This is a genomic window from Micromonospora sp. NPDC049081, from assembly GCF_040648835.1.
Lineage (GTDB): Bacteria > Actinomycetota > Actinomycetes > Mycobacteriales > Micromonosporaceae > Micromonospora > Micromonospora antibiotica.
This window is the reverse complement of the sequence record NZ_JBEZEK010000013.1, coordinates 1-25123: the sequence shown is the minus strand read 5'-3', so window position 1 is coordinate 25123 and position 25123 is coordinate 1. Positions and strand designations below refer to the sequence as shown.

The window sequence follows — 25123 nt, the reverse complement described above, 5'->3', positions numbered from 1 at the left end:
GATGTGATTCGCGCCACATCAATCCGCGGTGATGAATGGATACGATCGCGTCGACCTCGACCGGAGGGGGAGTCGCATGACCGGCCCACGTGGACGCGTCCTGCTCGCCGTCACAGTCGCCGCCACCGTCCTGGTGTCGGTCGGGGTGGCCCTGCGCCCCGACGACCGGCCGTCCCCGGCGGCGCAGGGCCGCACGGCCACCCCGACGCCGACCCTCCCGGCGGACGCTCCGGCGGTGATCGTGCCCGGCCGGCCGGGCGAGCCCGCCGTGACCCGGCCCGCACAGCAGGTCCGCGAGCCCGGCACGCCCCGGTACAACACCCTCGACGTCTGGTTCGTGCGGATGATGATCCCGCACCACCAGCAGGCCCTCCAGTTGGCCGCGCTGGCCCCCGACCGGGCCGCCAGCGCCCAGGTCAAGGCGATCGCCGCGCGGATCCGGGGTGCCCAGGCACCCGAGGTCGGGCTGCTGCGCGGCTGGCTCGACGCCCGTGGCCTGGCCGCCGAGGAACCCGGCCACGAGCACGGCCGGATGCCGGGCATGCAGACCCCCGAGGCGATCCGGCAGCTCACCGACGCCCGGGGCGTCGCCTTCGACCGGCTCTTCGTGCGCCTGATGACCGCCCACCACGAGGGCGCGGTGACGATGGCCACCCAGTTGCTCTCCGCCGGCGCCGACCAGCAACTCAACGAATTCGCCACCGCGGTGGCGACCGAGCAGACCGTGGAGATGACCCGGCTACGCGAGCTGCGCTGAGCCCCGGCCGGGCCAGGGCCCGCATCGACCCCGAACGGGGCACTACGCTCGGTCACCGTGAGCCGTACCCTCTTCGGTCGCCCGCTGCGCGGCGTCGCCTTCGACGTGTGCGTCAGCGCGCTGGTGGTGCTCTTCACCCTGGTCACGGCGGCAGCCCAACCCGGCGTGTCGGCCCAGCCCGGTGGCTGGCCGTCCGCGCTGGTCGGCCTGGCCATGGCGGTGGCCCTGCTGTTCCGGCGCGGCCACCCGTCGCTGGTCGCGGTGCTCGTCGCCGGGCTGGCGTTGACCCAGGTGGTCGCCGGCTGGGGTCCGCTGGCCTACGACGTCGCCGTGCTGATCGCCCTCTACAGCGTGGTCAAGTACGCCGACCGGCTGCGCGACGGCATGCTGGCCGGTGCCGTCGCCGCCGTCGGGGTGCTGTTGGCCGCCTCGCAGGCCCAGACCAACGTCGCCTGGTGGGCCCCCGCGATCTATTTCGGGCTGATCACCGGCGGGGTGTGGCTGGCCGCGTTGAACGTCCGCACCCGCCGTCTCTACGTGCTCAGCCTGGAGGAACGGGCCGCCACGCTGGAACGCGAGCGGGAGGCCGAGGCCCGCGCGGCGGTGGTCGGCGAACGGGCCCGGATCGCCCGCGAGCTGCACGACGTGGTGGCCCACAGCATGGCGGTGATGATCGTGCAGGCCGACGGGGCCCGCCTGCTGTTCGACCGGGAGCCGGAGACCGCCCGGCAGGCGGTGAAGGTGGTCGCCGACACCGGCCGGCAGGCACTGGAGGAGATGCGACGGCTGGTCGACGTGCTGCGCGAGCCCAGCCCACCGGAGCCGACCACCGGCCCGGGCGCGGTCACCCCGAGCACCGAACCGGAACGCCGCCGCGCCACCGTCGCCGAGCTGCCCGCACTGGTGGGCCGCTTCCGCGACGCCGGCCTGCGGGTCGAGTACGTTGCCCGGGAGGTGCCGGCCACCCTGCCACCCGGGCTCGACCTGACCGTCTACCGGGTGGTGCAGGAGGCCCTCACCAACGCACTCAAGCACGCCGGGGTCGGCGCGCACGCCACGGTCGCGCTGGGCGTCGACGACGGGCTGGTGGTCCGGGTGAGCGACGACGGGCGCGGACGCCCGCCGACCCGGCCGGCGCCCTCCGGCGGCCACGGCCTGGTCGGGATGCGCGAGCGGGTCGGCGTGTACGACGGCCGGCTCACCGCCGGACCCCGTACCGGTGGCGGGTGGCAGGTCGAGGTACGGCTGCCGCTACCGTCGACCCCGGACCCGGAGGTGATCGCGGCATGACGGTACGAGTGGTGATCGTGGACGACCAGGCGCTGGTACGGGCCGGCTTCCGGATGGTGCTGGACTCCCAGCCTGACCTGACGGTCGTCGGCGAGGCGATCGACGGGGCGGACGCGTTGCGGGTGCTGGCCGGGGTCGAGGCCGACGTGGTGGTGATGGACCTGCGGATGCCGACCATGGACGGGGTGGAGGCGACCCGCCGCATCTGCGCCGCCTCCGCCGACGGCCGGCCCCGGGTGCTGGTGCTGACCACCTTCGACACCGAGGCGGACGCGTTCGCCGCGCTGCGCGCCGGGGCCAGCGGGTTCCTGCTCAAGAACGTGCCACCGGAGGAGCTGCTGGCGGCCATCCGGGTGGTCGCCGAGGGCGACTCGGTGGTCGCCCCGTCGATCACCCGCCGACTGCTCGACCGGTTCGCCGACCGGCTCGGCCCCGCCCCCACCGAGGACCCGCGCCTGGCCCAGCTCACCGACCGGGAGCGGGAGATCCTGCTGCTGGTCGCGCAGGGCCTGGCCAACGCCGAGATCGCCGCCCGGGTGCACGTCGCCGAGGCGACGGTGAAGACCCACGTCGGCCGGATCCTGGCCAAGCTCCAGCTCCGCGACCGGGTCCAGGTGGTGGTCCTGGCCTACGAGAGCGGCCTGGTCACCCCGGGCGGCTGAGCCCGGGTACGACCTGGGGCGTACGGGTGTCCCGGTCCGGGGCGACCTGTGGCGGAGTCGGCCCGAGCGGGCGGGTGGACGCCGGGCGGCGGGCCGCTGCCTAGCGTCGGAGGAGACCGCACCACGCCGACCGGGAGTGCCCATGTCCGTGCCCACCGTCGCCCACCCCGCGCCCCACCCACCCACCGTCGCCGGCCGTCGCCCCACCGGCTGCCGCCCGCCCGTGGGGTCCACCGCCCGCCGTCCGCCCGTGGGGTCCGGGGCCGTGCCGCGCCGGGCCGTCGGCCGGGGCCGGCGGTGACCGGGATGTGGCGGCTGACCCTGCGTACGCTGCGCGCCGACGCCCTGCGCCTGCTGCTCTCCTCGGTGGCGATCGTGCTCGGGGTCGCGTTCGTCGCCGGCACGCTGATGCTCACCGACGGCATGCAGGCCGGGGCGTACGAGCGGGCCGGTGCCTTCGACCGGCACACCGACCTGGGCGTCTACGCCGACCGGACCACCCTGCCGCCGTCCCTGGCCGACCGGGTGCGCACGGTCGACGGGGTGGCCGAGGCCGCCGGGGAGCTGACCGCCCTCGTCGGAGTGGTCGGCGTCGACGGCCGGCCGGTGCTCGGCGTCGGGTTGCTCGCCGCGATCCCCACCGGGCCCGTGTTGCGCTCCTACGACGTGCTCGCCGGCCGGCTGCCCGACCGGCCCGGCGAGGTGGTCCTCGACGCGCCCACGGTCGCCGCGCAGGGGTTCACGCTCGGTGACCCGGTCGGCGTCGGCGGCGCGACCGGCCCGGCCCGCCCGTACACCCTGGTCGGCACCGTCGACGTGGCCGGAACCACGCGCGACGTCGGCGGACCGTTCGTCGGGCTGGTCGGCGCGGACGCGCTGACCGTCAGCGGGCGGCCGGGCTACGACCGGATCATGGTGGCTGCCGCGTCGGAAACGGCGGGGCCGGCCCTGGCCGGCCGGGTGGCCGCGGTGGTCGGTGGGGACGCCACGGTGAAGTCGCGGCAGCGCATCCTCGACGAGGCCGTCGAGGACGGGGTGCGTGACCTGGACCAGTTCCGCCTGTTGCTGCTCGTCTTCGCCGGGGTGGCGGTGGTGGTGGCCGGGTTCGTCATCGCCAACACCTTCGCCATCGTGCTCGCCCAGCGGACCCGGCGGACCGCGCTGCTGCGGCTGGTGGGGGCCCGCCGGGGGCAGGTCTTCCGGGCCGCCGTGCTGGAGGCGGCGGTGCTCGGGCTGGCCGGCTCGGCCCTCGGGGTGGCGCTCGGTGTCGGGCTGGCCGCCGGGGCGGCGGCCCTGACCCCCCGGCTCGACCTGCCGCTGTCCGTCGCCGGTCTGACGGTGACCGCCCGGACGGTCGCGCTCAGCCTGCTGCTCGGCACCCTGGTCACCGTCGGGTCCGCACTGCTGCCCGCCTGGCAGGGCACCCGGGTGCCGCCGATGGCCGCCCTCACCGACGCCGCCGGGCAGCCGGCCCGGGGTGCCGGGCGGGCCCGGCTGACCCTCGGTGCGCTGGTCGGCGTCGCCGGCATCGCCGCGCTGGCCGGGGCCGCCGCCGTCGGGCAGATCGCCCTGGTCGCCGTGGGTGGGGTGCTGTCCTTCTTCGGGATAGTCATGTTCGGTCCGCTGCTGGTGCCGGTGCTGGTCCGGTTGCTCGGCCGGCCGTTGCGACCGGTGTTCGGGGCCACCGCCGCGCTCGCCGTGGCCAACGCGGCCCGCAACCCGCGCCGGGTGTCGGCGACCGCCACCGCCCTGGTGATCGGCATCGGCCTGGTCTCGGCGTTCGTGGTCGGCGCCGGCAGCGTCAAGGTGGGCGTCGAGCGGGCGGTCGACGCCCGCATCGGTGTCGACTTCGTGGTCACCGGCGTCGGTGTCGGGCTGCCCGCCCCGCTCGCCGGGGAACTGGCCGCCCGACCCGAGGTGGGGGTGGTGCACGAGCACCGCAGCCGGGTCGTCGACGGCGTCGAGCTGCGGTCGGCGCACCCGGCGCTGGCCCGGCGTACCCTCGACGCGGTCGACGTCGGGGACGTCGCGGACCTGGGGCCGGGGACGGTGCTGGTGCACCGGGAGCTGGCCGCCGCCCGGGGCTGGCGGGTGGGGTCGACGGTCACCGTCGCCGGGCGTCCGTTCCGGGTGGCCGCCGTGGTCACCGCCGACGGCCCGACGTCGCAGGGGGTGCCCGCCGGGCACGTGGTCGACCTGGCCGACGCCGACTTCACCGCGCTCTACCCCGACGAACGCGGCCAGCTGGCCGAGGTCGAGCCGGCCGACGGGGTGTCCGCCGAGCGGGCCCGCGCCGCCATCGGGGCGGTGGTCGCCCGGTACCCGACGGTGAACCTGCTGGACCAGGCCGCCTACAAGAAGACGCTCACCGGCACGGTGGACATGCTGCTCGCCTTTGTCACCGCGCTGCTCGGCCTGGCCGTGGTGATCGCCCTGGTCGGCGTCGCGAACACGCTCAGCCTGTCGGTGGTGGAGCGGAGCCGGGAAAACGCCGTGCTGCGTGCCGTGGGGCTGTCCCGGGGACGGATGCGCCTGCTGCTGGCCGTCGAGGCGGTGCTGACCGCCCTGGTCGGCGCGTTGCTCGGCACCGCGCTGGGCATCGCGGTCAGCGCCGGGACGGTGGCCTTCGTGGCCCGGCTGGGTGGCGGCTTCACGCTGGTGCTGCCCTGGGGGCGGCTCGGGCTGATCCTGGCCGTGGCCGTGCTCGCCGCGCTGGCCGCCTCGGTGCTGCCGGCCCGTCGTGCCCTGGCCCGTCCGGTGGTGGAGGCGCTCGGCGCGGAGTGACCCCGTGGTCGCCCGCCGGCCCCGGCGTCGCCGGCCGGCGGGCCGCTGCGCGCCGAGCGGGGGCGTCGCCCGTCCCGGGGCAACGGTCAGAGGCGTTCCACCATGTCGCCCCGGCACCGGTCCCGGGTGTCGAAGACGTACCGGGCGTGCCGGGTGACCAGGTCGTAGTCGAAGCTGTCGTGGTCGGTCACCAGGACCACCGCGTCGGCTGCGGCGATCTCCCGCGCGGTCAGCTCCACGACCAGCACCCCGCCCGGGATGTGCTGCGGCTCCGCGTACGGCTCGACCGCGCGTACGTCCGCGCCGAGCGCCTGCAACCGCCGGGCCACGTCCACCGCCGGCGAGTCGCGCATGTCCCCGGTGTTCTTCTTGTACGCCAGCCCGAGCAGCAGCAACCGGGCCCCGTTGACCGGCCGGCCGATCCGGTTCAACCCGGCCATCACCCGCTGGGCCACGTGCTCGGGCATCTGGTGGTTGATGTCGTCGGCCAGCTCGATGAACCGGAACGGTCGGCCCAGGGTGCGCTTGACCTGCCAGGACAGGTAGCACGGGTCGATCGGCAGGCAGTGCCCGCCGACCCCCGGGCCGGGGCGGAACGGCATGAACCCGAACGGTTTGGACGACGCGGCCTCGATGGCCTGCCAGGCGTCGATGCCCAGTTGGTGGGAGGCCATCGCCAGTTCGTTGATCAGCGCGATGTTGACCTGGCGGAAGGTGTTCTCGATCAGCTTGGTCAGCTCGGCGACCCGGGTGGAGTCCACCGGCACCGTCCGTTCGACCAACCGCCGGTAGAAGCCGTCCACCCGGGCCAGCGACGCCGCGTCCACCCCGGACACCACCTTCGGGGTGTTCTCCAGCCGCCAGGTGGGGTTGCCCGGGTCGATCCGTTCGGGGCTGTAGCCGAGGTGGAAGTCACCCGGGCTGCGCAGCCCGCTCGCCGCCTCCAGCAACGGCCGGAGCAGGTCCTCGGTGGTCCCCGGGTAGGTGGTCGACTCCAGCACCACCGTGCAGCCGGGCCGGACGTACGGGCCGACGGCGGTGCCGGCCTGCTCGACGTAGCTCAGGTCGGGGGCCCCGTCGCGCAACGGGGTGGGTACGGTGATCACGCAGATGTCGAAACCCTCGGCGTCCGGGTACTCGGTGCTCGGCCGGTACCGGCCGCTGGCGAGGGCGCGGCCGAGCCGGTCTGCCCCGATGTCCTCGACGAAGGATTCGCCGGAGGCGAGCCGCTTGACCCGGTCGGCGTCGACGTCCAACCCGACCACGTCCAGTCCGGCTTCGACGGCGCGCATGGCCAGCGGCAGTCCGACGTATCCCTGGCCGATGACGACGAGTTTCTCTGCGTTCACCTGGGCTCCCTGCAAGCGTGTCCTTGCACGGAGCCTAGATGGCGATATAGCGATCTACGCCCGTTTTGGTGTTCCTGGGGGCTCTAGGGGCGTTCCTGCCCAAACGAGAGGATCGTTCAGTTGTCGGCCGGCGGCATGCCGCCGCCGTCCCCACCGCCGCCCCCGCCACCCGCGTCGGGCGTGGGCGGCGTCGTCTCCGGCGGGGTCGGCCCGGCGGGGGTCGTCGCATCCGGGGTGGGCCCGGCGGGGGTCGTCGTCTCCACCGGCGTGGCCGGTGCGGACTTGGTGGGCAGCGACTGCGACGAGCCGTTCGGCAGCGGCGTCGGACTGACCGAGGCCGACGGCGACGGCTTCGCAGTCTGGTTGCCCGGCCGGTTCGGCCGCTCCGTCTCCTGGGGGCCGGTCTGCTCGACGACCGCCGGGAGCTCGCTCTGCTCGGTGGGCGCCACCGCCGGACCGGTGCTGCGGATGTTCGGCACGCCGTTGTCGAGCGACTTCGCGGCACCCAGGGCGGCACCGAGCGCGGTCAACGCGACCAGTACCGCGGCCAACGCGCCGACCAGCGAGCCCCGACGGGTCCGTCCCGACCCCGCCCCGACCACCGTCCTGGGCGTCTGCGCCCCGACGAGGCGGGGGGTGTTCGCCCCGGACGGGTCGCGCAGCGGCGGCGTCACCAGGGCGGTCATGGCGGTCGCGGTGCCGTCGCCACTCGCGGCGCGGGCGGCGGCGGCCATCTCGGCGCCGGTGGCGAAGCGGTCCGCGGGGTCCTTCTCCAACGCCCGGGCCACCAGGGCCCGCACCGGAGCCGGGATGTCCGCCGGCAGCTCCGGCGGTGCGTCGTCCAGATGGCGTACGGCCACCTGGAGCGGGTTGTCCCCGGTGAACGGCGGCTGCCCGGTCAGGCAGCAGTGGGCCACCGCGCCCAGGGCGTAGATGTCGGTGGCGGCCGAGACCGGCCGGCCGGACGCCTGTTCGGGTGCCATGTAGAGGGCGGTGCCCGGCACCGCGTTCGTGCTGGTGATACTGGTCACATTGGTGGAGCGGGCGACGCCGAAGTCGACCAGCACCACCGTGCCGTCCTCCTGCACCAGCAGGTTGCTCGGCTTGACGTCGCGGTGCACGATCCCCCCGGCGTGCGCGGCGTGCAGGGCCTGGGCGACCTGGGCCACGACCGACATCGTCTCGGTCACGTCCAGGTGGCCGGCCGACTCGATCCGGCGCGACAGCGGCTCGCCCTCGACGAATTCCATGACGAGGTAGTCGGCCCGGGTGCCGTCGGCGAGCCGGTCCTCACCGCAGTCGAAGACCTGGACGATGCCGGGGTTGCGCAGCGCGGCCATGATCCGCGCCTCGGAGCGGAACCGGGCGATGAAATCGGGGTCCGAGACGAGCGCCGGCAGCAGCACCTTCACCGCGACCTGGCGACCGAGAACCAGGTCGGTGGCACGCCAGACATCGCCCATGCCGCCGGTGGCGACACGTTCGTCCAGGCGGTAGCGACCGCTGAGCACGACCTCGGATGACAACACCCCCATACCGTACCCAGGGTCCTCCCGTCCGGCAGACGGCGATATCCCTTCCGGGATTTCGGGAGGCGGCCCGGTGGAGGTCAACCCTGACCAGCGGTGACCGACACCCCACCCATGGTCACCGGTGACGGGTCGTCGGCGTCGTCCGCCCGATGCGATGACCCGGGGTGTCGAGAACCAGGTGTCCCGACGGCGATGCTGGCACGGCGACGCGCCACCAGGGAGTTGATCTATCTCACCCTTTCCGGCCCGATGTCCGCTTGCCTCCGCCGCCTCCGGCTCCTAATGTTGCCCACTCTGGCCCGCCCCGGCGCCGGTACCGCGCGCAGACCGACGCCGTACCCCGCGCGGCGGTGGCAGAGAAGTCATCCGGCGTGAGGTGCGATCGGGTCAGCGGGGGGCTGAAGGTGCGCGAGGTGGTCCGCTGGGCGGGCCGGGGCTGCGGCACGCGTCCGCCCGCCACCGGCCCGGGTCGTCCGCTGGGAACGACCCGGCCGTGACCGGTGACCTGACCGAAGCGGTCGTCGCAGCGCAGGCCGGTGACGAGGAGGCGTTCCGCATCCTCTACCGCAGCCTCCAGCCGGGTCTGCTGCGCTACCTCACCGCGCTCGTCGGCCCCGACGCCGAGGACGTGGCCTCCGAGACCTGGTTGCAGATCTCCCGGGACCTGTCCCGGTTCACCGGCGGCGAGTTCCGTGCCTGGGCGGTGACCATCGCCCGGAACCGGGCCATGGACCACCTGCGCCGTCAACGTCGCCGCCCGTCCCTGCCGGTGCCGGTGCAGGAACTCAACGACCTCGCCGGGGACGCCGACACCGCCGAGCGGGCCGGCGAGACGATCGGGACGGAGTCCGCGCTGGCGCTGATCGCCACCCTGCCACCCCGGGAGGCGGAGGCGGTGCTGCTGCGGGCGGTGATCGGGCTCGACGCCGAGACCGCCGGGCGGGTGCTCGGCCGGCGACCGGGTGCGGTCCGTACGGCCGCCCACCGGGGGTTGCGCCGGCTGGCCGCGTTGCTGGAGCGTGGCGATGAACCCGAGCCGTCCGACGGCGAGCGGATCGCCCCGCCCCGCCCCCGCCCGACGCCCCAGGTGTCCCAGGCCGAGCCGGCGGACGGCTGACATGAGGGGAGACTGGATGAACGTCGGCCGGTCGGCCCGAGCCGGCCGGACGGTGGACCGGGCCGAGGCCGAGCGGCTGCTCGACCAGGCCGGTGTCGACGCCCCGCCGGCCACCGCCGAGCCGCTCGCCCGGTTGCTGGCCGCTGCCGCCGCCCCGGCCCGGCCCGGTGAACTCGCGGGCGAGCAGGCGGCGGTCGTGGCCTTCCGGGCCGCGCGGGCCGCCGGGGTTCCCGCCCCCGCCGTGGTCGCCCGCCGGGGCCGCCGGTTGACCACCGGCGTGGTGACGTGGATCGCCGCGCTGGCCGCCACCGCCACCGCCGGGGTGGCCTTCGCCGCCGTCACCCGGGACGGGCCCGCCGAGCGGGTGCCCGGCCCGGCTCCGTCGTCCACCACCGCCACCCCCACCGCCGCCGGGTCGGCACGACCCACCCCGCAGCGGTCCGGCCCGGTCCGGCAGGACCCGACGCGACGTCCCCCCTCGGGGCCGGGCGGCGCCCCCTCCGCCCCCGGGAGGGTCCCCGCCCCCGGGACGGTCCCCGGCCCCGGCGGTCCGGCCGGGACCGCCAAGGTGACCGGGCAGTGCCGGGCCTACCTGGCCAAGTCGCCCGAGCAGCGGGAGGAGGCGTTGACCAAGCCCGGCTTCGCCGAGGTGGTGGCCGCCGCAGGCGGGGCGGACCGGGTGGAGGCGTACTGCCGCCAACTCGTCCCGGGACCCCCACCGGGGGCGCCCTCCGCCGGTCCCGGCGGAGGCCCCGGCCGTAAAAACTAGTCGAAAAGGCTTCACAAAAATTTCTTCCCGTCCGGTCTGCGAGATCGGTCCGGGAGAAAGAGGATGGAGGCACGACAGGGTCGGCCGCCACGGCCGTTCCCGACCGGTCGGCGCGGCCGGATCCCAGCGCCGGAGAGGGGCCGTCTCGTGGTGACATCGCCGGAGCTGGACCACACGAGCGTGCTCGGCGAGATCGCCGGTGCCGCCGGCCACCTCGCCCGGATCTGCTTCAAGACCGGGCCACCCACCCTCACCGGCGTCGAACTGGAATGGACCGTCCACGACGCCGCCGACCCCGCCCGACCGTTGAACCGGGCGAGGCTACGAGCGGCACTCGGGCCACACAGCCCACCCACCCTGGACGACACCAGCCCCGCCCACCCCCTGCGGCACGGCAGCACCGTGACCGTCGAGCCGGGTGGGCAGGTGGAGGTGTCCACCGCGCCGCGATCCTCGGTCGCCGCGCTGGTCTCGGCCACCCAGGCAGACATCGACGAACTCGACGCGCTGCTCGCCCGTGCCGGGCTGGTGCTCGGGCGGACCGGCATCGACCCGTGGCGGGCCCCGAGCCCGGTGGTCGACACCCCGCGCTACCGCGCCATGCGCTGCGTCTTCGACCGCCGTGGCCCAGCCGGGCAGACCATGATGTACAGCACCGCCGGCCTCCAGGTCTGCCTCGACATCGGTGAACCCGCCGGACTGGCCGACCGCTGGGCGGCGGTGCACGCGGTGGGGCCGGCACTGGTGGCGGCCTTCGCCACCGCCGACCGGCACGCCGGCCGACCCACCGGCTGGGCGTCCGCCCGGATGGCCGCCTGGCTGGACATCGACCCGGCCCGCACCGGTCCCGTCTGGTCGGCCCAGCAGCCGGACCAGGACCCGGTGGCCGCCTGGATCGACTACGTGCTGGCCGCGCCGCTGCTCTGCCTGCGCCACGACGGCCCGGACTGGACACCACCACCGGGGATCACCTTCGCCGACTGGATCGCCGGGGCGCTGCCGCACCCGCCGACCACCGACGACCTGGACTACCACGTCAGCACGCTCTTCCCGCCGGTCCGCCCGCGCGGCTACCTGGAGGTCCGCTACCTCGACGCCCAGCCCGGCCGGGACTGGACCCTCCCGCTGGCCGTGCTGACCGCGCTGCTGCACGACGACCACACGGTCCGGGCGGCCCGGACGATCGCCGCACCGGTGGCCGACCGCTGGCACCCCGCCGCCCGGCACGGACTTGCCGACCCGGCCCTGGCCACGGCCGCCGCGGCCCTGCTCGACCTGGCCCGGCAGACGCTGCCGGCGCTGGACCTGCCGACCGAGACCCAGCACGAGATCGACCGCGGGATCCGTCGACGGATCGTCGCCGCACAGAAGGGGGACCGGTGACCACCACCGAAGAACCGGGCACGGGGACCGAGCCGCTGCGCAGCCGGATCGCCGCCGAACTCGCCCGGACCCGGGCCCGCACCGACGCGCTCACCACCGCCGTCGACGACGACGACCTGGTCCGTCAGCACTCGACGCTGATGTCACCCCTGGTCTGGGACCTCGCCCACGTGGGCAACCAGGAGGAACTCTGGCTCGTCCGCGACGTCGGCCGGCGGGAGCCGGTCCGGCAGGACATCGACGACCTGTACGACGCCTTCAAGCAGCCCCGCAAGGACCGGCCCGCGTTGCCGCTGCTGCCACCGGCCGAGGCGCGGGCCTACGTGGCGACCGTCCGCGACAAGGTCCACGACCTGCTCGACGGGATCCGGTTCACCGACCGGGCGCTGGTCGCCGACGGGTTCGTCTTCGGCATGATCGTGCAGCACGAGCAGCAGCACGACGAGACCATGCTCGCCACCCACCAGCTGCGTTGCGGCCCACCGGTGCTCGACGCGCCCCCGCCCCCCGAGCCACGGGCACGGGTCGCCGCCGAGGTGCTGGTGCCGGCGGGACCGTTCACCATGGGCACCTCCACCGATCCGTGGGCGCTGGACAACGAACGCCCCGCCCACACCGTCGAGCTGCCCGCGTACGTCATCGACGCCACGCCGGTGACCAACGGGGCGTACCGGGAGTTCCTCGCCGACGGCGGGTACGACGACCCGCGCTGGTGGAGCGCGGCCGGCTGGCGGCACCGCACCGAGGCCGGACTGACCGCGCCGATGCACTGGCGACGCGACGGCGACGGCTGGGCCTACCAGCGGTTCGGCAGGTGGTCGCCGGTCCGTGACGACGAGCCGGTGGTGCACGTCTGCTGGCACGAGGCGCAGGCGTACGCCCGCTGGGCCGGCAAGCGGCTGCCCACCGAGGCGGAGTGGGAGAAGGCGGCCCGGTGGGACCCGTCGACCGGCCGGTCCCGGCGCTGGCCGTGGGGCGACGACGAGCCGACCGCCGAGCACGCCAACCTGGGGCAACGGCACCTGTGGCCGGCGCCGGTCGGGGCCTACCCGGCGGGTGCCTCGCCGCTCGGTGTGCACCAGCTGATCGGCGACGTCTGGGAGTGGACGGCCAGCCCCTTCCACGGTCACCCCGGCTTCGCCGTCTTCCCCTACCGGGAATACTCGGAGGTGTTCTTCGGCGGCGACTACCGGGTGCTGCGTGGCGGCTCGTTCGGCACCGACCGGGCGGCCTGCCGGGGCACCTTCCGCAACTGGGACCACCCGATCCGGCGGCAGATCTTCAGCGGCTTCCGCTGCGCCCGTGACGCCCGGCCCGAGGAGGCCAACGGGTGACCGGCGGTGTCGCCTGATGTGCCGGCACCTGGCGTACCTCGGCCCCCCGGTGACCCTGCGGTCGCTGCTGTACGACCCGCCGCACTCGCTGGTGCGGCAGTCCTGGGCCCCCCGGGACATGCGGGGCGGCGGCACGGTCAACGTCGACGGCTTCGGCGTCGGCTGGTATCCCGGCACCGGCCGGCCGGGCGGGGACGACGGTCGCGGCGGGGCTCCGGTGCGGTACCGCCGGGCCGGCCCGATCTGGTCCGACCCGACCCTGCCCGAGCTGGCCGGGGTGACCACCTCCGGCGCGGTGCTGGCGGCGGTGCGCTCGGCCACGGTCGGCATGCCGGTGCAGGAGAGCGCCGCCGCGCCCTTCGCCGAGGGGCGCTGGCTGTTCAGCCACAACGGGGTGGTGCGCGGCTGGCCGGACTCGGTCGTCGAACTGGCCGGGGGACTGCCGGTGCGGGACCTGGTCACCCTCGACGCGCCGACCGACTCGGCGCTGCTGTGGGCGCTGGTCCGGCACCGGTTGCGGGCCGGCGCGTCGCTGGCCGGGGCGGTCACCACGACCGTCCGGGAGGTCGCCGCCGCAGCCCCGGGATCACGGCTGAACCTGCTGCTCACCGACGGCGTGTCGGTGGTGGCGAGCGTGTGGGGGCACGCGTTGTCGGTGCGCGCCGACGACGGCACGGCGTGGCTTGCCTCCGAGCCGGTGGACGACGCGCCCGGCTGGCGGGAGGTGCCCGACCGGCGGTGGGTCCGGGCGGGACCGGACGGGGTGCACGTCGGCGAGCTGGAGTGACCGGACGGAACAGGACGTTTTCGGTGCAGGAGAGGACGACATGAGCGCGGAACCGCTGGAGATCTACCTGGAGGAGCGGGACCTCGACCGGGCGCTGCGGTCCGATGTGCGGACCGGGCTCGCGGCCGACCCGAAGTGGCTGCCACCGAAGTGGTTCTACGACGCCCGGGGCAGCGAGTTGTTCGAGGAGATCACCCGGCTGCCGGAGTACTACCCGACCCGGGCGGAACGGGCGGTGCTCGCCGAGCGGGCGGCCGACATCGCGGCGTCGACCGGGGCGAAGACGTTGATCGAGCTGGGCTCCGGTTCGTCGGAGAAGACCCGGCTGCTGCTGGACGCGTTCACCCGGCACGGCGGGCTGGGCACCTTCGTGCCGCTGGACGTGTCGGTGAGCGCGCTGCGGCAGTCCACCGCGCAGATCGCCACCGACTATCCGGCGTTGCGGGTCCGCGGCATCGTCGGTGACTTCACCCGGCAGCTGGACCGGTTGCCGACCGGTGGCCGACGGCTGGTGGCCTTCCTGGGCGGCACCATCGGCAACCTGCTGCCGGCCGAGCGGGCCGGCTTCCTGGCCGCCATGCGGGCGGCCCTGGAGCCGGGCGACCACCTGCTGATCGGCACCGACCTGGTGAAGGACCCGGCGGTGATCGTGCCCGCCTACGACGACGCGGCCGGGGTCACCGCCGAGTTCAACCGCAACGTGCTCCGGGTGATCAACCGGGAGTTGGCCGCCGACTTCGATCCGGATGCGTTCGCCCACGTCGCCCACTGGGACCCCACGCAGGAGTGGATCGAGATGCGGCTGCGGGCCCGGCATCCGATGCGGGTACGGATCGGGGCGCTCGATCTGACGGTCGACTTCGCCGCCGACGAGGAGATGCGCACCGAGGTGTCGGCGAAGTTCCGGCCGGCGGGGGTCGCCGCCGAGCTGACGGCGGCCGGTTTCCTGCCCACCCGGTTCTGGACGGACCCGGACAGCCTGTTCGGGGTGACGTTGGCCCAGGCGGCGTGACCCGCCCCGACCGTTCGGGGTGAGCCGGCCCGGGTGGCCTGACCCGCCCCGGCCGTTCGGGGTGACGTTGGCCCCGCCGGCCTGACCCGTCCCGGCCCGTCGGCCGGCGGGGCGTCCGGGTGACGATGTGCACCCGACGTCCCGTCGGCCGGGCCGTTCGGCTAGGCTGGTGGACGCGAAGGGGAGTAGCCCCCAATGTCGTGGTCGACACACTGGTGCGTTCCGCACCCGGCCACGCGGCCCCACCTCACGGTGGGGCGGGCGAGACCTTCGACTCAGGCTGTCACAGCCGGGTCGAGGGCGCCCCACACCTCCTCCCGGCCTGATCGGGAAGGTTCTCATGGACGGTTTCCTCGTCGCGCTGGTGGTCAGCTTCGGCGTCATCTTCGTCGCCGAGCTGGGGGACAAGTCCCAGCTCATGGCGCTCACGTTCGCCACCCGCTTCAAGACGGTCCCGGTGCTGATCGGCATCACCGTCGCCACCGCGATCGTGCACCTGGCCTCGGTGGCCATCGGGGTCGGCCTGAACGCCGCGCTGCCCACCGGGTGGATCTCGCTGGTCGCCGGCCTGGCGTTCCTCGGCTTCGGGGTCTGGACGCTGCGCGGGGACAAGCTCACCGAGGAGGAGAAACGCAAGGCGGAGAAGACCGGCAAGTCCGCCGTCTTCGCCGTCGGTGTCGCCTTCTTCCTGGCCGAGTTGGGCGACAAGACGATGCTTGCCACCATCACCCTGGCCACCAAGTACGGCTGGTTCGGCACCTGGCTCGGCTCGACCCTCGGCATGGTGGCCGCCGACGCCCTGGCCATCCTGGTCGGCCGGTTGCTCGGTCGGCACCTGCCGGAGAAGACCATCCGGTACGGCGCGGCGGTGCTCTTCGCCATCTGCGGCCTGTGGTTGATCCTGGAGGCGGTGCGGGAGTTGTCCTGACCGTGCGGCTGGCCGGGTCCTCCGACTAGCTGGTCCGGGGGCGGGTAACGCCACCCGGTGAGGGTGGACGAGTTGCTGCGCCACGGCGACACGGTCGTGGTGGGCGTGGTGGAGACCTTCGGTGCGACGGTCATCGTCGTCGGCGCGCTCTGGGCGGCGCTGCGGTTCGTGGTCGAGGGGCTGCGACACCGCAGCGCCGCCGTGTTCACCCCGATCCGGCTCTCCCTCGGCCGGTTCCTCACCCTCGGCCTGGAGTTCCAGTTGGCGGCGGACATCCTGCGTACCGCGGTGTCGCCGACCTTCGCCCAGCTGGGTCAGCTGGCCGCGATCGCCGCCATCCGGACCGCGTTGAACGTCGTGTTGCGCCGGGAGATCGCCCAGGAGCAGCGGCAGGTGACCGCCGACGCGGGGTCCGGTGGTCGACCGCACCCCGACCCGCAGCCGACGCCGACCGGGGCCGCAGGCGGCGGGTCGCCCGGATGAGCGGTGTCGCGGCCACGCTCGCCGCCGTGGTGAGCGCCCTCGCCCTGGGTGTCGGTGGTGTGGTGCTGCTGACGGTGCGGTCCTGGCGGACCGCCCTGGGGGTGCTGCTCGAACTGCTGGTCGCCGCGGGTCTGCTCCGGCTGCCGGGTGGGCGGAGCTGGCCGGCGTTGGCGACGGCGGTGGCGGTCATCGTGCTGCGCCGGGTGCTCTGGGCCGGCCTGGGCACGCCGGCCCCCGCCGACCACCAGCCCGCTGGCGGCCCGGGTCCCCCGGGCGGGCCACCGCCCGCTGGCTGACTTCCACCCGCTGGCGGACTACCGACCCGTCGGGACGGGTAAGCCGAGCACATCCCCACCGGGGGTGGCACGGCACGGAACGAAGGTGACGGGAAGGATTCCCCTATGAGCCGGCACGACGAGCCCAACGAGTACGGCTTCGCGGGCGGGGCCACCGCCCCCCAGCCCCCGCCGGGCGGTCGCCCCGACGAGCAGGACCGGGCGGAGGCGGTAGCGGTGCCGGGCGACGACCTGACCGAGGCGGTCACCGAAGCGCTGGACGAGACCGAACCGGACGGGCGGGACCGTACGGCGCACCGCGGTCGTTGACCGTCACGACCGTCCGCCCGGTGGTCCCCGGCTGGGGACGGCACCGGGCGGACGGTGGGCTCAGCGGGGGGACGGCAGCGCGGAGAGCCGGGTGGTGTCGCCGAGCCGGGCGAGGTTGTCGTCGCAGCACGCCGCCAGCCGTTTGACCATCTCGTCGGGGTCGCCGTACGGGTCGAGCCCGGCTAGCTCCTCGGGGGCCAGCGCGGGCACCCGGACGTGGGAGATGAGCGGGTGCAGCGGCCGGCTGTCGATCTCGTCGACGCCGAACAGGTCCTCGTGCAGTTTCTCCCCGGGGCGCAGACCGGTGTAGACGATCTCGGGCGGCGGGGACGCCTCGGCGGCCAGCCGTTGGGCCACCTCGGCGATGCGTACCGGTTCGCCCATGTCCAGCACCAGCGCCTCGCCGCCCCGGCCCAGGACGGCGGCCTGGAGCACCAGGTGCACCGCCTCCTGCATGGTCATGAAGTACCGGGTCACGTCCGGGTGGGTCACGGTGATCGGGAGCCCGGCCCGGACCTGGGCCTGGAAGGCGGTGAGCACCGAGCCCCGGCTGCTGAGCACGTTGCCGAAGCGGACGCTGAGGAACTTCGCGCCGTACCGGTCGGCGTAGTGCGCCATCAGCCGCTCGGTGATCCGCTTGGAGTAGCCCAGCACGCTGATCGGGTTGGCCGCCTTGTCGGTGGAGATGTTCACGAACTCGGCGACGTCCCGGCATGCCTCCAGCACGTTGAGGGTGCCCTGGACGTTGGTCTTGACCGCCTCGCCGGGGTGCCGTTGCAGCAGCGTGAGGTGCTTGAGTGCGGCGGCGTGGAAGACGATGTCGGGCCGCCGGTCGGCGATGACCCGGGCGATGCCGTCACCGTCGCGGATGTCGGCGAGGATCAGCTCCGGCCCGTCCAGCAGCGCCCGGCCGTGCAGGGACATCTGCAGGGCGTGCAACGCGGACTCGTCCCGGTCCAGCATCATCAGCTCACCGGGGTCGCAGCGGGCGATCTGCCGGCACAGCTCCGAGCCGATCGACCCTCCGGCCCCGGTGACCAGGACCCGGCGTCCGGCGAGACCGTTGCGTTCCACGGTCAGTTCGGCGACCCGTTGGGCCCGGCCGAGCAGGTCGGTGAGTTGCAGGTCGCGTACGGCGTCGGCGGTGACCGGGCGGTCGAGCAGTTCCCGTACCGGCGGGAGCACCTTGAACGCGGCACCGGCCTGCAGGGTGCGGCTGCGCACGTCGCGCATCAACGCCGCGTCCGAGCCGTTGATCGAGAAGATCACGGTGCTGGCCCGGGTGTCCCGGACCGCCTGGGTGAGCCGGTCCCGACCACCGAGCACCCGCAGCCCGGCTACCCGCAGCCCCTGTTTGTCGGGGTCGTCGTCGAGCAGTCCCACCGGCAGGTATCCGCTGGCCGGGTCGCCGAGCAGCACCCGGACCAGGCGTTCGCTGGCGGCGTCGACCCCGTAGATGAGGGTCCGGTCGGCGGAGCGGGCCGGTCGGGCGTCCCGGTCGCGTCGCCACCGGTAGGTGACCCGGCCGGCCCCCATCATCAGCAGCGCCACGGCGGCACCGAGGACCGGCACGCTGGCGGGGACCGGTCGGTCCGTCATCGGCAGCAGCGCGGCCAGGGCCACGGCGGCGGCCAGCACCACGGTGCCACCCAGGTCACGGGCCTCGCCGACGCTGCCGACCGGGTGCCGGCCCCGGGCGGTGAACCGTACCTGTTCGAGGGCGGCGTGGATGACCGCGCACACGCCGGCGGCCCCGAGGGCGAGCGCGCACTGCCGGGGCGTGATGCCGAACTCGTAGCGCGCCCAGGAGGCGATCAGAAAGCCCGCGCACCAGGAAGCGGTGTCGAGCGTTAGCAATGACAGGGCCTTCGCGCGTCGGGTCACCCAATCGCGCCGCTGGATGGGGGCGTCGTCGGGCAGGGGGTCTACGTGGTTCATTGGCGTCCTCTGCGTTTTGTTTCGTTATTGCGAGGATTCGGCACTGCTAAGAGGTTTGCATCGTATACGTTGCTTTTGCCGTCTAACGGACTACATGCAGGGTTTAGATACTCTCACGCTGTTATGGGAACCTAGGGAGACTTCGTGCTTTTTCACCAGCTGACCGTTCCGCCGGAACGGAGGGCGTGATGGACGTCCGCACCTGCCTGCGCCTGGTCCGCCGACACTGGTGGATCGTCCTGGTCACCCTGATGCTCACGGTCGGCTCGGCGGCGCTGGTCACCGTCCGTACGGCGCCCCGGTACGTGGCCTCGGTGACCTTCTTCGTCACCGCCCCCAACCAGGGCGTCAGCAACGCCTACCAGGGCGAGCTGTTCCTCCAGCAGCGCGTGAAGTCCTACGCCGACCTGCTGCGCAGTGACCGCCTGGCGCAGGCCATGGTCGCTGAGACCGCCCTCGGCCTGACCGCCGACGACGTCCAGCGGCGGGTCGCCACCTCCACCGAGCCGGGCACCGTGCTGCTGCGTGCCACCGTCACCGACACCGACCAGGCCCGGGCCATGAAGGTCACCGAGGCCCTGTCGGCGAAGTTCGTCGAGCTGGTCAAGAAGATCGAGACCACCTCGGACGGCAAGGCCGGTCCCACCCGGATCGAGGTGGTGGGCGGCCCCCGGGTCAGCGCCAGCCCGGTCTCCCCGCAGCCCAACCGCAATCTCGCCCTCGGTGTCCTGGTCGGGCTCCTACTCGGCGTGGCGCTCGCGGTGCTGCGCGGCATGGTCGACGTGCGGCTGCGCGACGCCGCCGGGTTGCAGCGGGCCACCGGTAGCCCCCTGCTCGGCGACATCCCCTTCGACCAGGGCGCCAAGGCGGCACCGCTGATCGTCGGGGACGCGGCGACCTCGGCCCGCGCGGAGGCGGTCCGGAAACTGCGGACCAACCTGCGCTTCGTGGACGTGCACGAGCCCGCCCGGGTGATCGCGGTGACCAGCGCGTTGCAGGGGGAGGGCAAGACCACCCTGTCCTGCAACCTGGCGATCGCGTTGGCCGAGGCGGGTTGGCGGGTGCTGCTGGTCGACGCCGACCTGCGTCGCCCGAAGGTCGCCGACTATCTCGGGGTCGACGGCGGCGTGGGCCTCACCGACGTGCTCGTCGGCGACGTCCAGGTGGGCGACGTGGTGCAGCGTTGGGGCGACAAGTCGCTGCTGGTGCTGCCCAGCGGCTCGACCCCCCCGAACCCCAGCGAACTGCTGGGCTCGAAGGCGATGGCGGACCTGCTGCTCGCCCTGCGCGAGTCGGCGGACATCGTGTTGATCGACACCGCACCGCTGCTGGCCGTCACCGACGGCGTGGTGGTGGCCGTGCAGGCCGACGGCGCGTTGCTGGTCACCCAGCAGGGGCGTACCTCGCGTGCCCAGGCCGCCGCGGCGGCCCGCTCCCTGCACTCCGTGTCGGTGCGGCTGCTCGGCTGCGTGCTCAACATGGCCAAGGTGGCCCGGGCGGACGCCTACCAGTACGAGGCGTACCGGATCGCCACCGCGACCGGGGCGTCGGTCCCGGCCGATCGGGCCACCGCCGCCCAGCGCGGCGATCAGGGGCTGCCCCCCGTCGGCGACCGGACGCAGGAACTCACCCGGCTGCCGCGATGAGTGCTGCTCCGGGTCCGGCAGCGCGGGGATGCCCCGTGTCGGGGGCGGCGGTTCGCCGCCGCCCCCCGGCGCCGGCCGACCGCGTGCGCCGGTCGGCCGGCGGCGGTACGGGCGGGGGAGCGCGACGATGAAGGTCGGGATCCTGTCGTACCACTTCCCGCCGGAACCGGCCTTCATCCCCGGCAGCCTCGCCGAGGAGCTGGCCCGGCGCGGACACGAGGTGCGGGTGCTGACCGGCTTTCCGGACTATCCCGGCGGCCAGGTCTATCCGGGGTGGCGGCAACGCTTTCGGCACGTGACCCGCAGCGAGCGGTTGACCGTGCGTCGGGTGCCCCGCTATGCCGGCGGGGACGCCTCGCCCGTCGCCCGGATGGCCGGCTATCTCTCCTTCGCCGGCAGCGCCGCGTTGGCGGGCCGGCGGTACCTGGCCGACGTCGACGTGCTGTACGTCTTCCAGTTTCCCGCGACCACCTTCGCCACCGCCGGGTTGCTGCGGCTGCTCGGCCGGGTGCCCACCGTCCTGCACGTGCAGGACCTGTGGACCGGGGAGGTCGCCCCGGGGCAGGCCGCACAGGCCCGGCCCGGCCGGATCGCCACCACCATGCGCCGGGTGCTGCGGGAGGCCGACGCGGTGGCGGTCACCGCCCCGTCCATGCGGGAGCTGGTGGTCGCCGACGGGGTGGCCGAGGCGCGGGTGCGCACGGTGCTCAACTGGACCGACGAACGGATCTTCCAGCCGGTGCGACCGGGCCGCGACGCCCAGGCGCTGGTGCGCCGGGACGCCCGCTGCGTGGTCATGCACGCCGGCACGATCGGCGTACGCCAGGGCCTGGAGACCGCGGTACGGGCGGCGGCGGCGCTCGACGACCGGATGGACCTGGTGCTGGTGGGCTCCGGGGCGCAGGAACGGCGGGTCCGGGGGCTCGCCACCGAGTTGGGCGCCGACAACGTGCGCTTCCTCGAGCGGCGGTCTCCGCTGGACATGCCCGAGCTGTACGCCGCCGCCGACTACCAGCTGGTGACCCTGCGCGACCTTCCCGAGCTGAGCGGGACGGTGCCGAGCAAGGTGCAGTCCGCGCTGGCCTGCGCCGCCCCGATGGTGGCCTCGGCCGGTGGGGACACCGCGGCTCTGGTGGAGCGGGCCCGCGCCGGGCTCTCCTGCCCACCCGAGGACTGGGCCGCGTTGGCCGACCGGTTCTGGCTGGCCACGACCATCCCCGCGCCGGCCCGGGTCGAGATGGGCCGGCGGGGGCGGGAGACCTATCTGCGGGAGATGTCGTTGCGGGCCGGGGTGGACCGGATCGAGGCGTTGCTTCGGGAGATCGCGGTCCGCCGCTGACGATCGGCCGGGCCTGGTCCACCAACTAGTAAAAAACCCGTATAAGCATCATAACATAGTCAATCATGCTAGAAAACCCACTGATGGTCATATCGCCCCAGGCGAGAGTGGAGCACGGCGTGGCGGAGAACGGTGGGTCGCGCAGCGGCCGACGAAGACTGCGACGGCGGACCCGGCGACGGGTCCGGCGGGCCCTGTTGGTCGCCCTGGTCGTCGGGTCGGTGCTGTTCGGCGCGGCCGGGTGGGTGGGCTTCCGTGGCTGGCAGGCACGCGCCCACCTGGTCAACGCGGCCGGGCTCGCCCGGGAGCTGAGCACCCAGGTGCTCGGCGGCGACCTCGACCGCGCCCAGCGCACGCTGGCGGCGTTGCAGGAGCAGGCCGGTGCGGCCCGGACCGCCACCGGTGACCCCGGGTGGTGGCTCGCCCGGCACGTCCCCTACGCCGGCGACGACGTGGCGGCCGTACGGACCATCGCGGTGGCCATCGACGACCTGGCCCGGCAGGCTTTCCCGGCGTTGCTGCGTACCGACCTGACCACGTTGGTGCCGTCCGGGGGGCGGCTGGACCTGGCCCGGCTGCGGGCCGCCTCGGCGGACCTGAGCGCGGCGGACGCCGCCGTCCGCAGGTCCCGGGCCGGCCTCGACGCGGTGCGCGCCGAGGATCTGGTCAGTCAGCTCGGTGCCGCGTTGGCGGAGCTGCGTACGGAGATCGACCGGCTGGCCGGACTGACCGGCGCGGCCGATCGGGGCGCCCGGGTGCTGCCCGCCCTGCTCGGCGCGGACGGGCCCCGCAGTTACCTGCTGCTGTCGCAGAATCTCGCCGAACTGCGCGCCACCGGCGGGATGTTCGGCGCGTACGCGGTGATCCACGCCGACGACGGGCGGATCCGGATGCGCGAGCAGGGCACCAGCGCCCAGTTCGGCCGGTTCACCCCCGCGCTGCGGGTGGACGACGAGGTACGCCGGCTCTACACCGACCTGCCGGGCATCTATCCGGCGGACGTCAACCTGAGCCCGAACTTCCCTGCCGCGGCGAAGCTCTACCGGGAGATGTACCGGCGGCACAGCGGGGTGACCGTCGACGGGGTCCTGACGGTCGACCCGGTGATGCTGTCCTACCTGCTCCAGGCCACCGGGCCGGTGCAGGTGCCGGGCGACGCGACCCTGGTCAGCAGTCAGGTGGTGCGCACCCTGCTCAGCGACGCGTACCAGGGGCGGGACGACAACGGCCAGGATGCCTTCTTCGCCGCGTCGGCGTCCGCCGTGTTCGACGCCTTCCTCACGAAGAAGGTCAACCCAAGAGTGCTTTTGTCGGCTTTAGACCGCTCCATCACGGAAAGACGGATACTGTTCTGGAGTGCCCGATCCACGGAACAGCGGACGTTCGCCGACACCCGGCTCGCCGGTGCCCTCCCCGAACAGGAGGCCACCCCGACCGTCGGGGTCTTCCTCAACGACGGCAGTGGCGCGAAGCTCGGCTACTACCTGCGGCCGACGGCGACCCTCACCGCCGGTGACTGCGCCGACGAGGGGCGGCGGCAGCTCAAGCTGCGCTTCACCCTGCACTCGTCGGCCCCCGACTCGGGTCTCGCCAAGTCGGTGCTCGGCCTCGGCATGGCCGGCGACCCGTACACGGCCCGGACCCTGATCTCCATCTACAGCCCGGCGGGCGGCACGGTGCTCAGCGCCCGGGTCGACGGAAAACCGACCCCGCTGGGCAGTGGGATCGAGCGTCGCCGGCAGGTGGCCATCGCCACCGTCGACGTCGCCCCCGGCACCACCCGGACCCTCGACGTGGACCTGCTCACCGGCAGGAACGCCACCGGCACCCCCGAACTCTGGCACACACCGACCGCCACCCCATGGACCACCCAAGTAGTTCCCGCACCTAGCTGCAAACAGTAGGAGGAGACCATCATGCGGCTATCCCGCATTCTCATGGCGCTGACGGTCGGTCTGGCCATCGTGGCCGTGCCGACCGCCGCGGGGGCTGCTCAGCCGCAGCCACCCGCCGACAGCACGCCGCAGCCGCCACCGTACCCACCCGTCACGCCCTCGCTGACGGCCAACCCGACGACCATCTTCCTCGGCGAGACCGTGGTGCTCACCGGCACCGGCTTCGGGCCGAACGAGATCGTCGACATCGACGTCACCGTGGCGCCCCTCGCCGCGGCCGTTCCGGGGCAGGCGCCGGCCCGGCGCAGCGACGGCACCACCGTCGCGATGGTGAAGGTCGACTATTCGCAGCCGCAGCCCGCGCCGCGGCACTTCACGGCGCAGACCGACGCGAATGGCAACTTCACCGTGAGCTACCGGCCGAGCGACGTGGGTCGGCTCACCTTCACCGCGACCGGGCGTACGTCGGGCCGTACGGCCAGCACGACGATCACCGTGCTGCCGAAGAAGAAGCCGCACCCGCACCTGCCGGTCACCGGTGACAACCTGAGCACGCCCCTGAAGGTCGGCGGCGGGCTGGTCGGCGCCGGTGTGGTGCTGATGCTCACCGCGTTCGGCTGGCGGCGTCGCCAGCGGTTCGGTATGACCCGCTGACCCGGATCGCACCGGTACGCACAGGTGCCCGTCGGACCCATGGTCCGACGGGCACCTGCCGTCGGGCGGCGGGTGTGGCCCCGCCGCCGCCCACCGACGCCGGGGCACCTGCCGTCGGGCGGCCGGGGTGGCCCGCCGCCGCCCACCGACGTCGGGGCGTGTCGACCGCCCCCGGACGCGGATCGTCATCCCCGTCCGGTTCACTGGCGGGATGGACGAGTCGATCTGGAACGCGGCCCGGTCCGCTCGCGCCTGGCTGGACGCCGCGAACGGCACCGACCAGACGGAGCTGACCTGCCGGATCCTCAAACTCACCGAGGAGGCCGGTGAGGCGGCCGGGGCGTGGATCGGGGCGTTGGGCCAGAACCCGCGCAAGGGAGTCACGCACACTCACGCGGAGGTGGCCGCCGAACTCGCCGACGTGGTCTTCACCGCCCTGGTCGCCATCGAGAGTTTGGGCCTGGATGCCCGTTCGGTGGTGACCGCCTGCGCCGCGAAGGTCGAGTCGCGGATCACCCCGTGACGCCTCCGGGCCCCGATGGGTGGTTTAGTGTGCGTGGACACGCGCCGATTGTCGGCTTTGTCCGCATCGGCTCTCCTCCACGGTGACCGCCGGCACCTCTGAGCCGGAATCCGGGCCGGCCCGCAGGCGTTACACCCTGCGTACGACCGCAGCAGCACCCCCCGGCGGCCCGGCCCGACGCCCCCCGGCGGAATGAGCGGGCACCGACGGTCGTTACACCTCCCACGGACGACCGCAGCAGCACCCCCGACCGGCCCGCCCCCGCATCCGTGTGGGAATGGCCTAGGGACCCCGGTCGTTACACCTTTCCCCGGCACGAGCGGCCCACCTCCCCGG

The 25123-nt window shown here is 74.1% G+C and carries 22 protein-coding genes; 19 read left to right on the top strand and 3 right to left on the bottom strand.

Annotated elements, in window-relative coordinates:
- Positions 1-76 precede the first annotated feature (76 nt).
- The 4 genes from AB0B63_RS19530 (at position 77) to AB0B63_RS19515 (ending at position 5493) form a co-directional block, all read left to right on the top strand.
- Complete coding sequence (locus AB0B63_RS19530; protein WP_357020501.1) at positions 77-757, top strand: DUF305 domain-containing protein; 681 nt, start codon at positions 77-79, stop codon at positions 755-757.
- 57 nt (positions 758-814) lie between these two features.
- A complete protein-coding gene (locus AB0B63_RS19525) occupies positions 815-2047 on the top strand; it encodes a sensor histidine kinase (protein WP_357020498.1) in 1233 nt (410 codons plus the stop codon).
- On the top strand, positions 2044-2709 hold the full coding sequence (locus AB0B63_RS19520) for a response regulator transcription factor (protein WP_208570710.1): 666 nt from the start codon (positions 2044-2046) through the stop codon (positions 2707-2709). Before AB0B63_RS19525 ends, AB0B63_RS19520 begins: the two co-directional genes overlap by 4 nt.
- 306 nt (positions 2710-3015) lie before the next feature.
- The gene (locus AB0B63_RS19515) at positions 3016-5493 is read left to right on the top strand and encodes an FtsX-like permease family protein (RefSeq protein WP_357020495.1); all 2478 of its coding nucleotides are present in this window, start codon (positions 3016-3018) and stop codon (positions 5491-5493) included.
- An 86-nt stretch (positions 5494-5579) separates the two neighbouring features.
- Here the strand turns inward: AB0B63_RS19515 and AB0B63_RS19510 are convergent, their stop codons facing one another.
- On the bottom strand, positions 5580-6842 hold the full coding sequence (locus AB0B63_RS19510) for a nucleotide sugar dehydrogenase (protein ID WP_219462351.1): 1263 nt from the start codon (positions 6840-6842) through the stop codon (positions 5580-5582).
- Positions 6843-6958: 116 nt separating this feature from the next.
- A complete protein-coding gene (locus AB0B63_RS19505; protein ID WP_357020491.1) occupies positions 6959-8377 on the bottom strand; it encodes a protein kinase in 1419 nt (472 codons plus the stop codon).
- A 490-nt stretch (positions 8378-8867) separates the two neighbouring features.
- On the opposite strand from AB0B63_RS19505, the gene AB0B63_RS19500 reads away from it, so the two are divergent.
- The 10 genes from AB0B63_RS19500 to AB0B63_RS19455 all read left to right on the top strand — a co-directional run bounded on the left by AB0B63_RS19500 (position 8868) and on the right by AB0B63_RS19455 (position 16792).
- On the top strand, positions 8868-9491 hold the full coding sequence (locus AB0B63_RS19500) for an RNA polymerase sigma factor (RefSeq protein WP_357020487.1): 624 nt from the start codon (positions 8868-8870) through the stop codon (positions 9489-9491).
- A gap of 16 nt (positions 9492-9507) precedes the next feature.
- The gene (locus AB0B63_RS19495; protein ID WP_357020484.1) at positions 9508-10260 is read left to right on the top strand and encodes a hypothetical protein; all 753 of its coding nucleotides are present in this window, start codon (positions 9508-9510) and stop codon (positions 10258-10260) included.
- A gap of 147 nt (positions 10261-10407) precedes the next feature.
- Positions 10408-11643 carry an ergothioneine biosynthesis glutamate--cysteine ligase EgtA gene (gene egtA / locus AB0B63_RS19490; RefSeq protein WP_208570716.1) on the top strand — a complete coding sequence of 412 codons (1236 nt, stop codon included), beginning with the start codon at positions 10408-10410 and terminating at the stop codon, positions 11641-11643.
- Positions 11640-12977, top strand: coding sequence for an ergothioneine biosynthesis protein EgtB (egtB, locus tag AB0B63_RS19485; RefSeq protein ID WP_357020480.1), 1338 nt, complete (start codon positions 11640-11642; stop codon positions 12975-12977). The genes egtA and egtB overlap by 4 nt, the downstream gene beginning before the upstream one ends.
- A 16-nt stretch (positions 12978-12993) precedes the next feature.
- Positions 12994-13764 (top strand): ergothioneine biosynthesis protein EgtC, encoded by a 771-nt coding sequence (gene egtC, locus AB0B63_RS19480; RefSeq protein ID WP_357020477.1) that lies wholly within the window; start codon positions 12994-12996, stop codon positions 13762-13764.
- Between the two features lie 40 nt (positions 13765-13804).
- The gene (gene egtD, locus AB0B63_RS19475) at positions 13805-14776 is read left to right on the top strand and encodes an L-histidine N(alpha)-methyltransferase (protein WP_219462328.1); all 972 of its coding nucleotides are present in this window, start codon (positions 13805-13807) and stop codon (positions 14774-14776) included.
- Between the two features lie 340 nt (positions 14777-15116).
- Positions 15117-15704 (top strand): TMEM165/GDT1 family protein, encoded by a 588-nt coding sequence (locus AB0B63_RS19470; protein ID WP_208570720.1) that lies wholly within the window; start codon positions 15117-15119, stop codon positions 15702-15704.
- A gap of 57 nt (positions 15705-15761) precedes the next feature.
- A complete protein-coding gene (locus tag AB0B63_RS19465) occupies positions 15762-16187 on the top strand; it encodes a DUF1622 domain-containing protein (RefSeq protein ID WP_357020472.1) in 426 nt (141 codons plus the stop codon).
- A complete protein-coding gene (locus AB0B63_RS19460) occupies positions 16184-16483 on the top strand; it encodes a hypothetical protein (RefSeq protein ID WP_357020469.1) in 300 nt (99 codons plus the stop codon). The genes AB0B63_RS19465 and AB0B63_RS19460 overlap by 4 nt, the downstream gene beginning before the upstream one ends.
- A gap of 105 nt (positions 16484-16588) precedes the next feature.
- Positions 16589-16792 (top strand): hypothetical protein, encoded by a 204-nt coding sequence (locus AB0B63_RS19455; RefSeq protein ID WP_208570723.1) that lies wholly within the window; start codon positions 16589-16591, stop codon positions 16790-16792.
- Between the two features lie 60 nt (positions 16793-16852).
- Here the strand turns inward: AB0B63_RS19455 and AB0B63_RS19450 are convergent, their stop codons facing one another.
- The gene (locus tag AB0B63_RS19450; RefSeq protein ID WP_208570724.1) at positions 16853-18730 is read right to left on the bottom strand and encodes a nucleoside-diphosphate sugar epimerase/dehydratase; all 1878 of its coding nucleotides are present in this window, start codon (positions 18728-18730) and stop codon (positions 16853-16855) included.
- A 188-nt stretch (positions 18731-18918) separates the two neighbouring features.
- Between AB0B63_RS19450 and AB0B63_RS19445 the strand changes: the two genes are divergently transcribed.
- The 5 genes from AB0B63_RS19445 (at position 18919) to AB0B63_RS19425 (ending at position 24787) form a co-directional block, all read left to right on the top strand.
- On the top strand, positions 18919-20376 hold the full coding sequence (locus AB0B63_RS19445; RefSeq protein ID WP_357020465.1) for a polysaccharide biosynthesis tyrosine autokinase: 1458 nt from the start codon (positions 18919-18921) through the stop codon (positions 20374-20376).
- 127 nt (positions 20377-20503) lie between these two features.
- Positions 20504-21715, top strand: coding sequence for a glycosyltransferase family 4 protein (locus AB0B63_RS19440; protein ID WP_208570726.1), 1212 nt, complete (start codon positions 20504-20506; stop codon positions 21713-21715).
- Between the two features lie 119 nt (positions 21716-21834).
- The gene (locus tag AB0B63_RS19435) at positions 21835-23619 is read left to right on the top strand and encodes a DUF4012 domain-containing protein (RefSeq protein WP_357020461.1); all 1785 of its coding nucleotides are present in this window, start codon (positions 21835-21837) and stop codon (positions 23617-23619) included.
- Between the two features lie 12 nt (positions 23620-23631).
- Positions 23632-24264 (top strand): hypothetical protein, encoded by a 633-nt coding sequence (locus tag AB0B63_RS19430; protein WP_208570728.1) that lies wholly within the window; start codon positions 23632-23634, stop codon positions 24262-24264.
- Between the two features lie 211 nt (positions 24265-24475).
- On the top strand, positions 24476-24787 hold the full coding sequence (locus AB0B63_RS19425) for a MazG-like family protein (protein ID WP_219462314.1): 312 nt from the start codon (positions 24476-24478) through the stop codon (positions 24785-24787).
- Positions 24788-25123 lie beyond the last annotated feature (336 nt).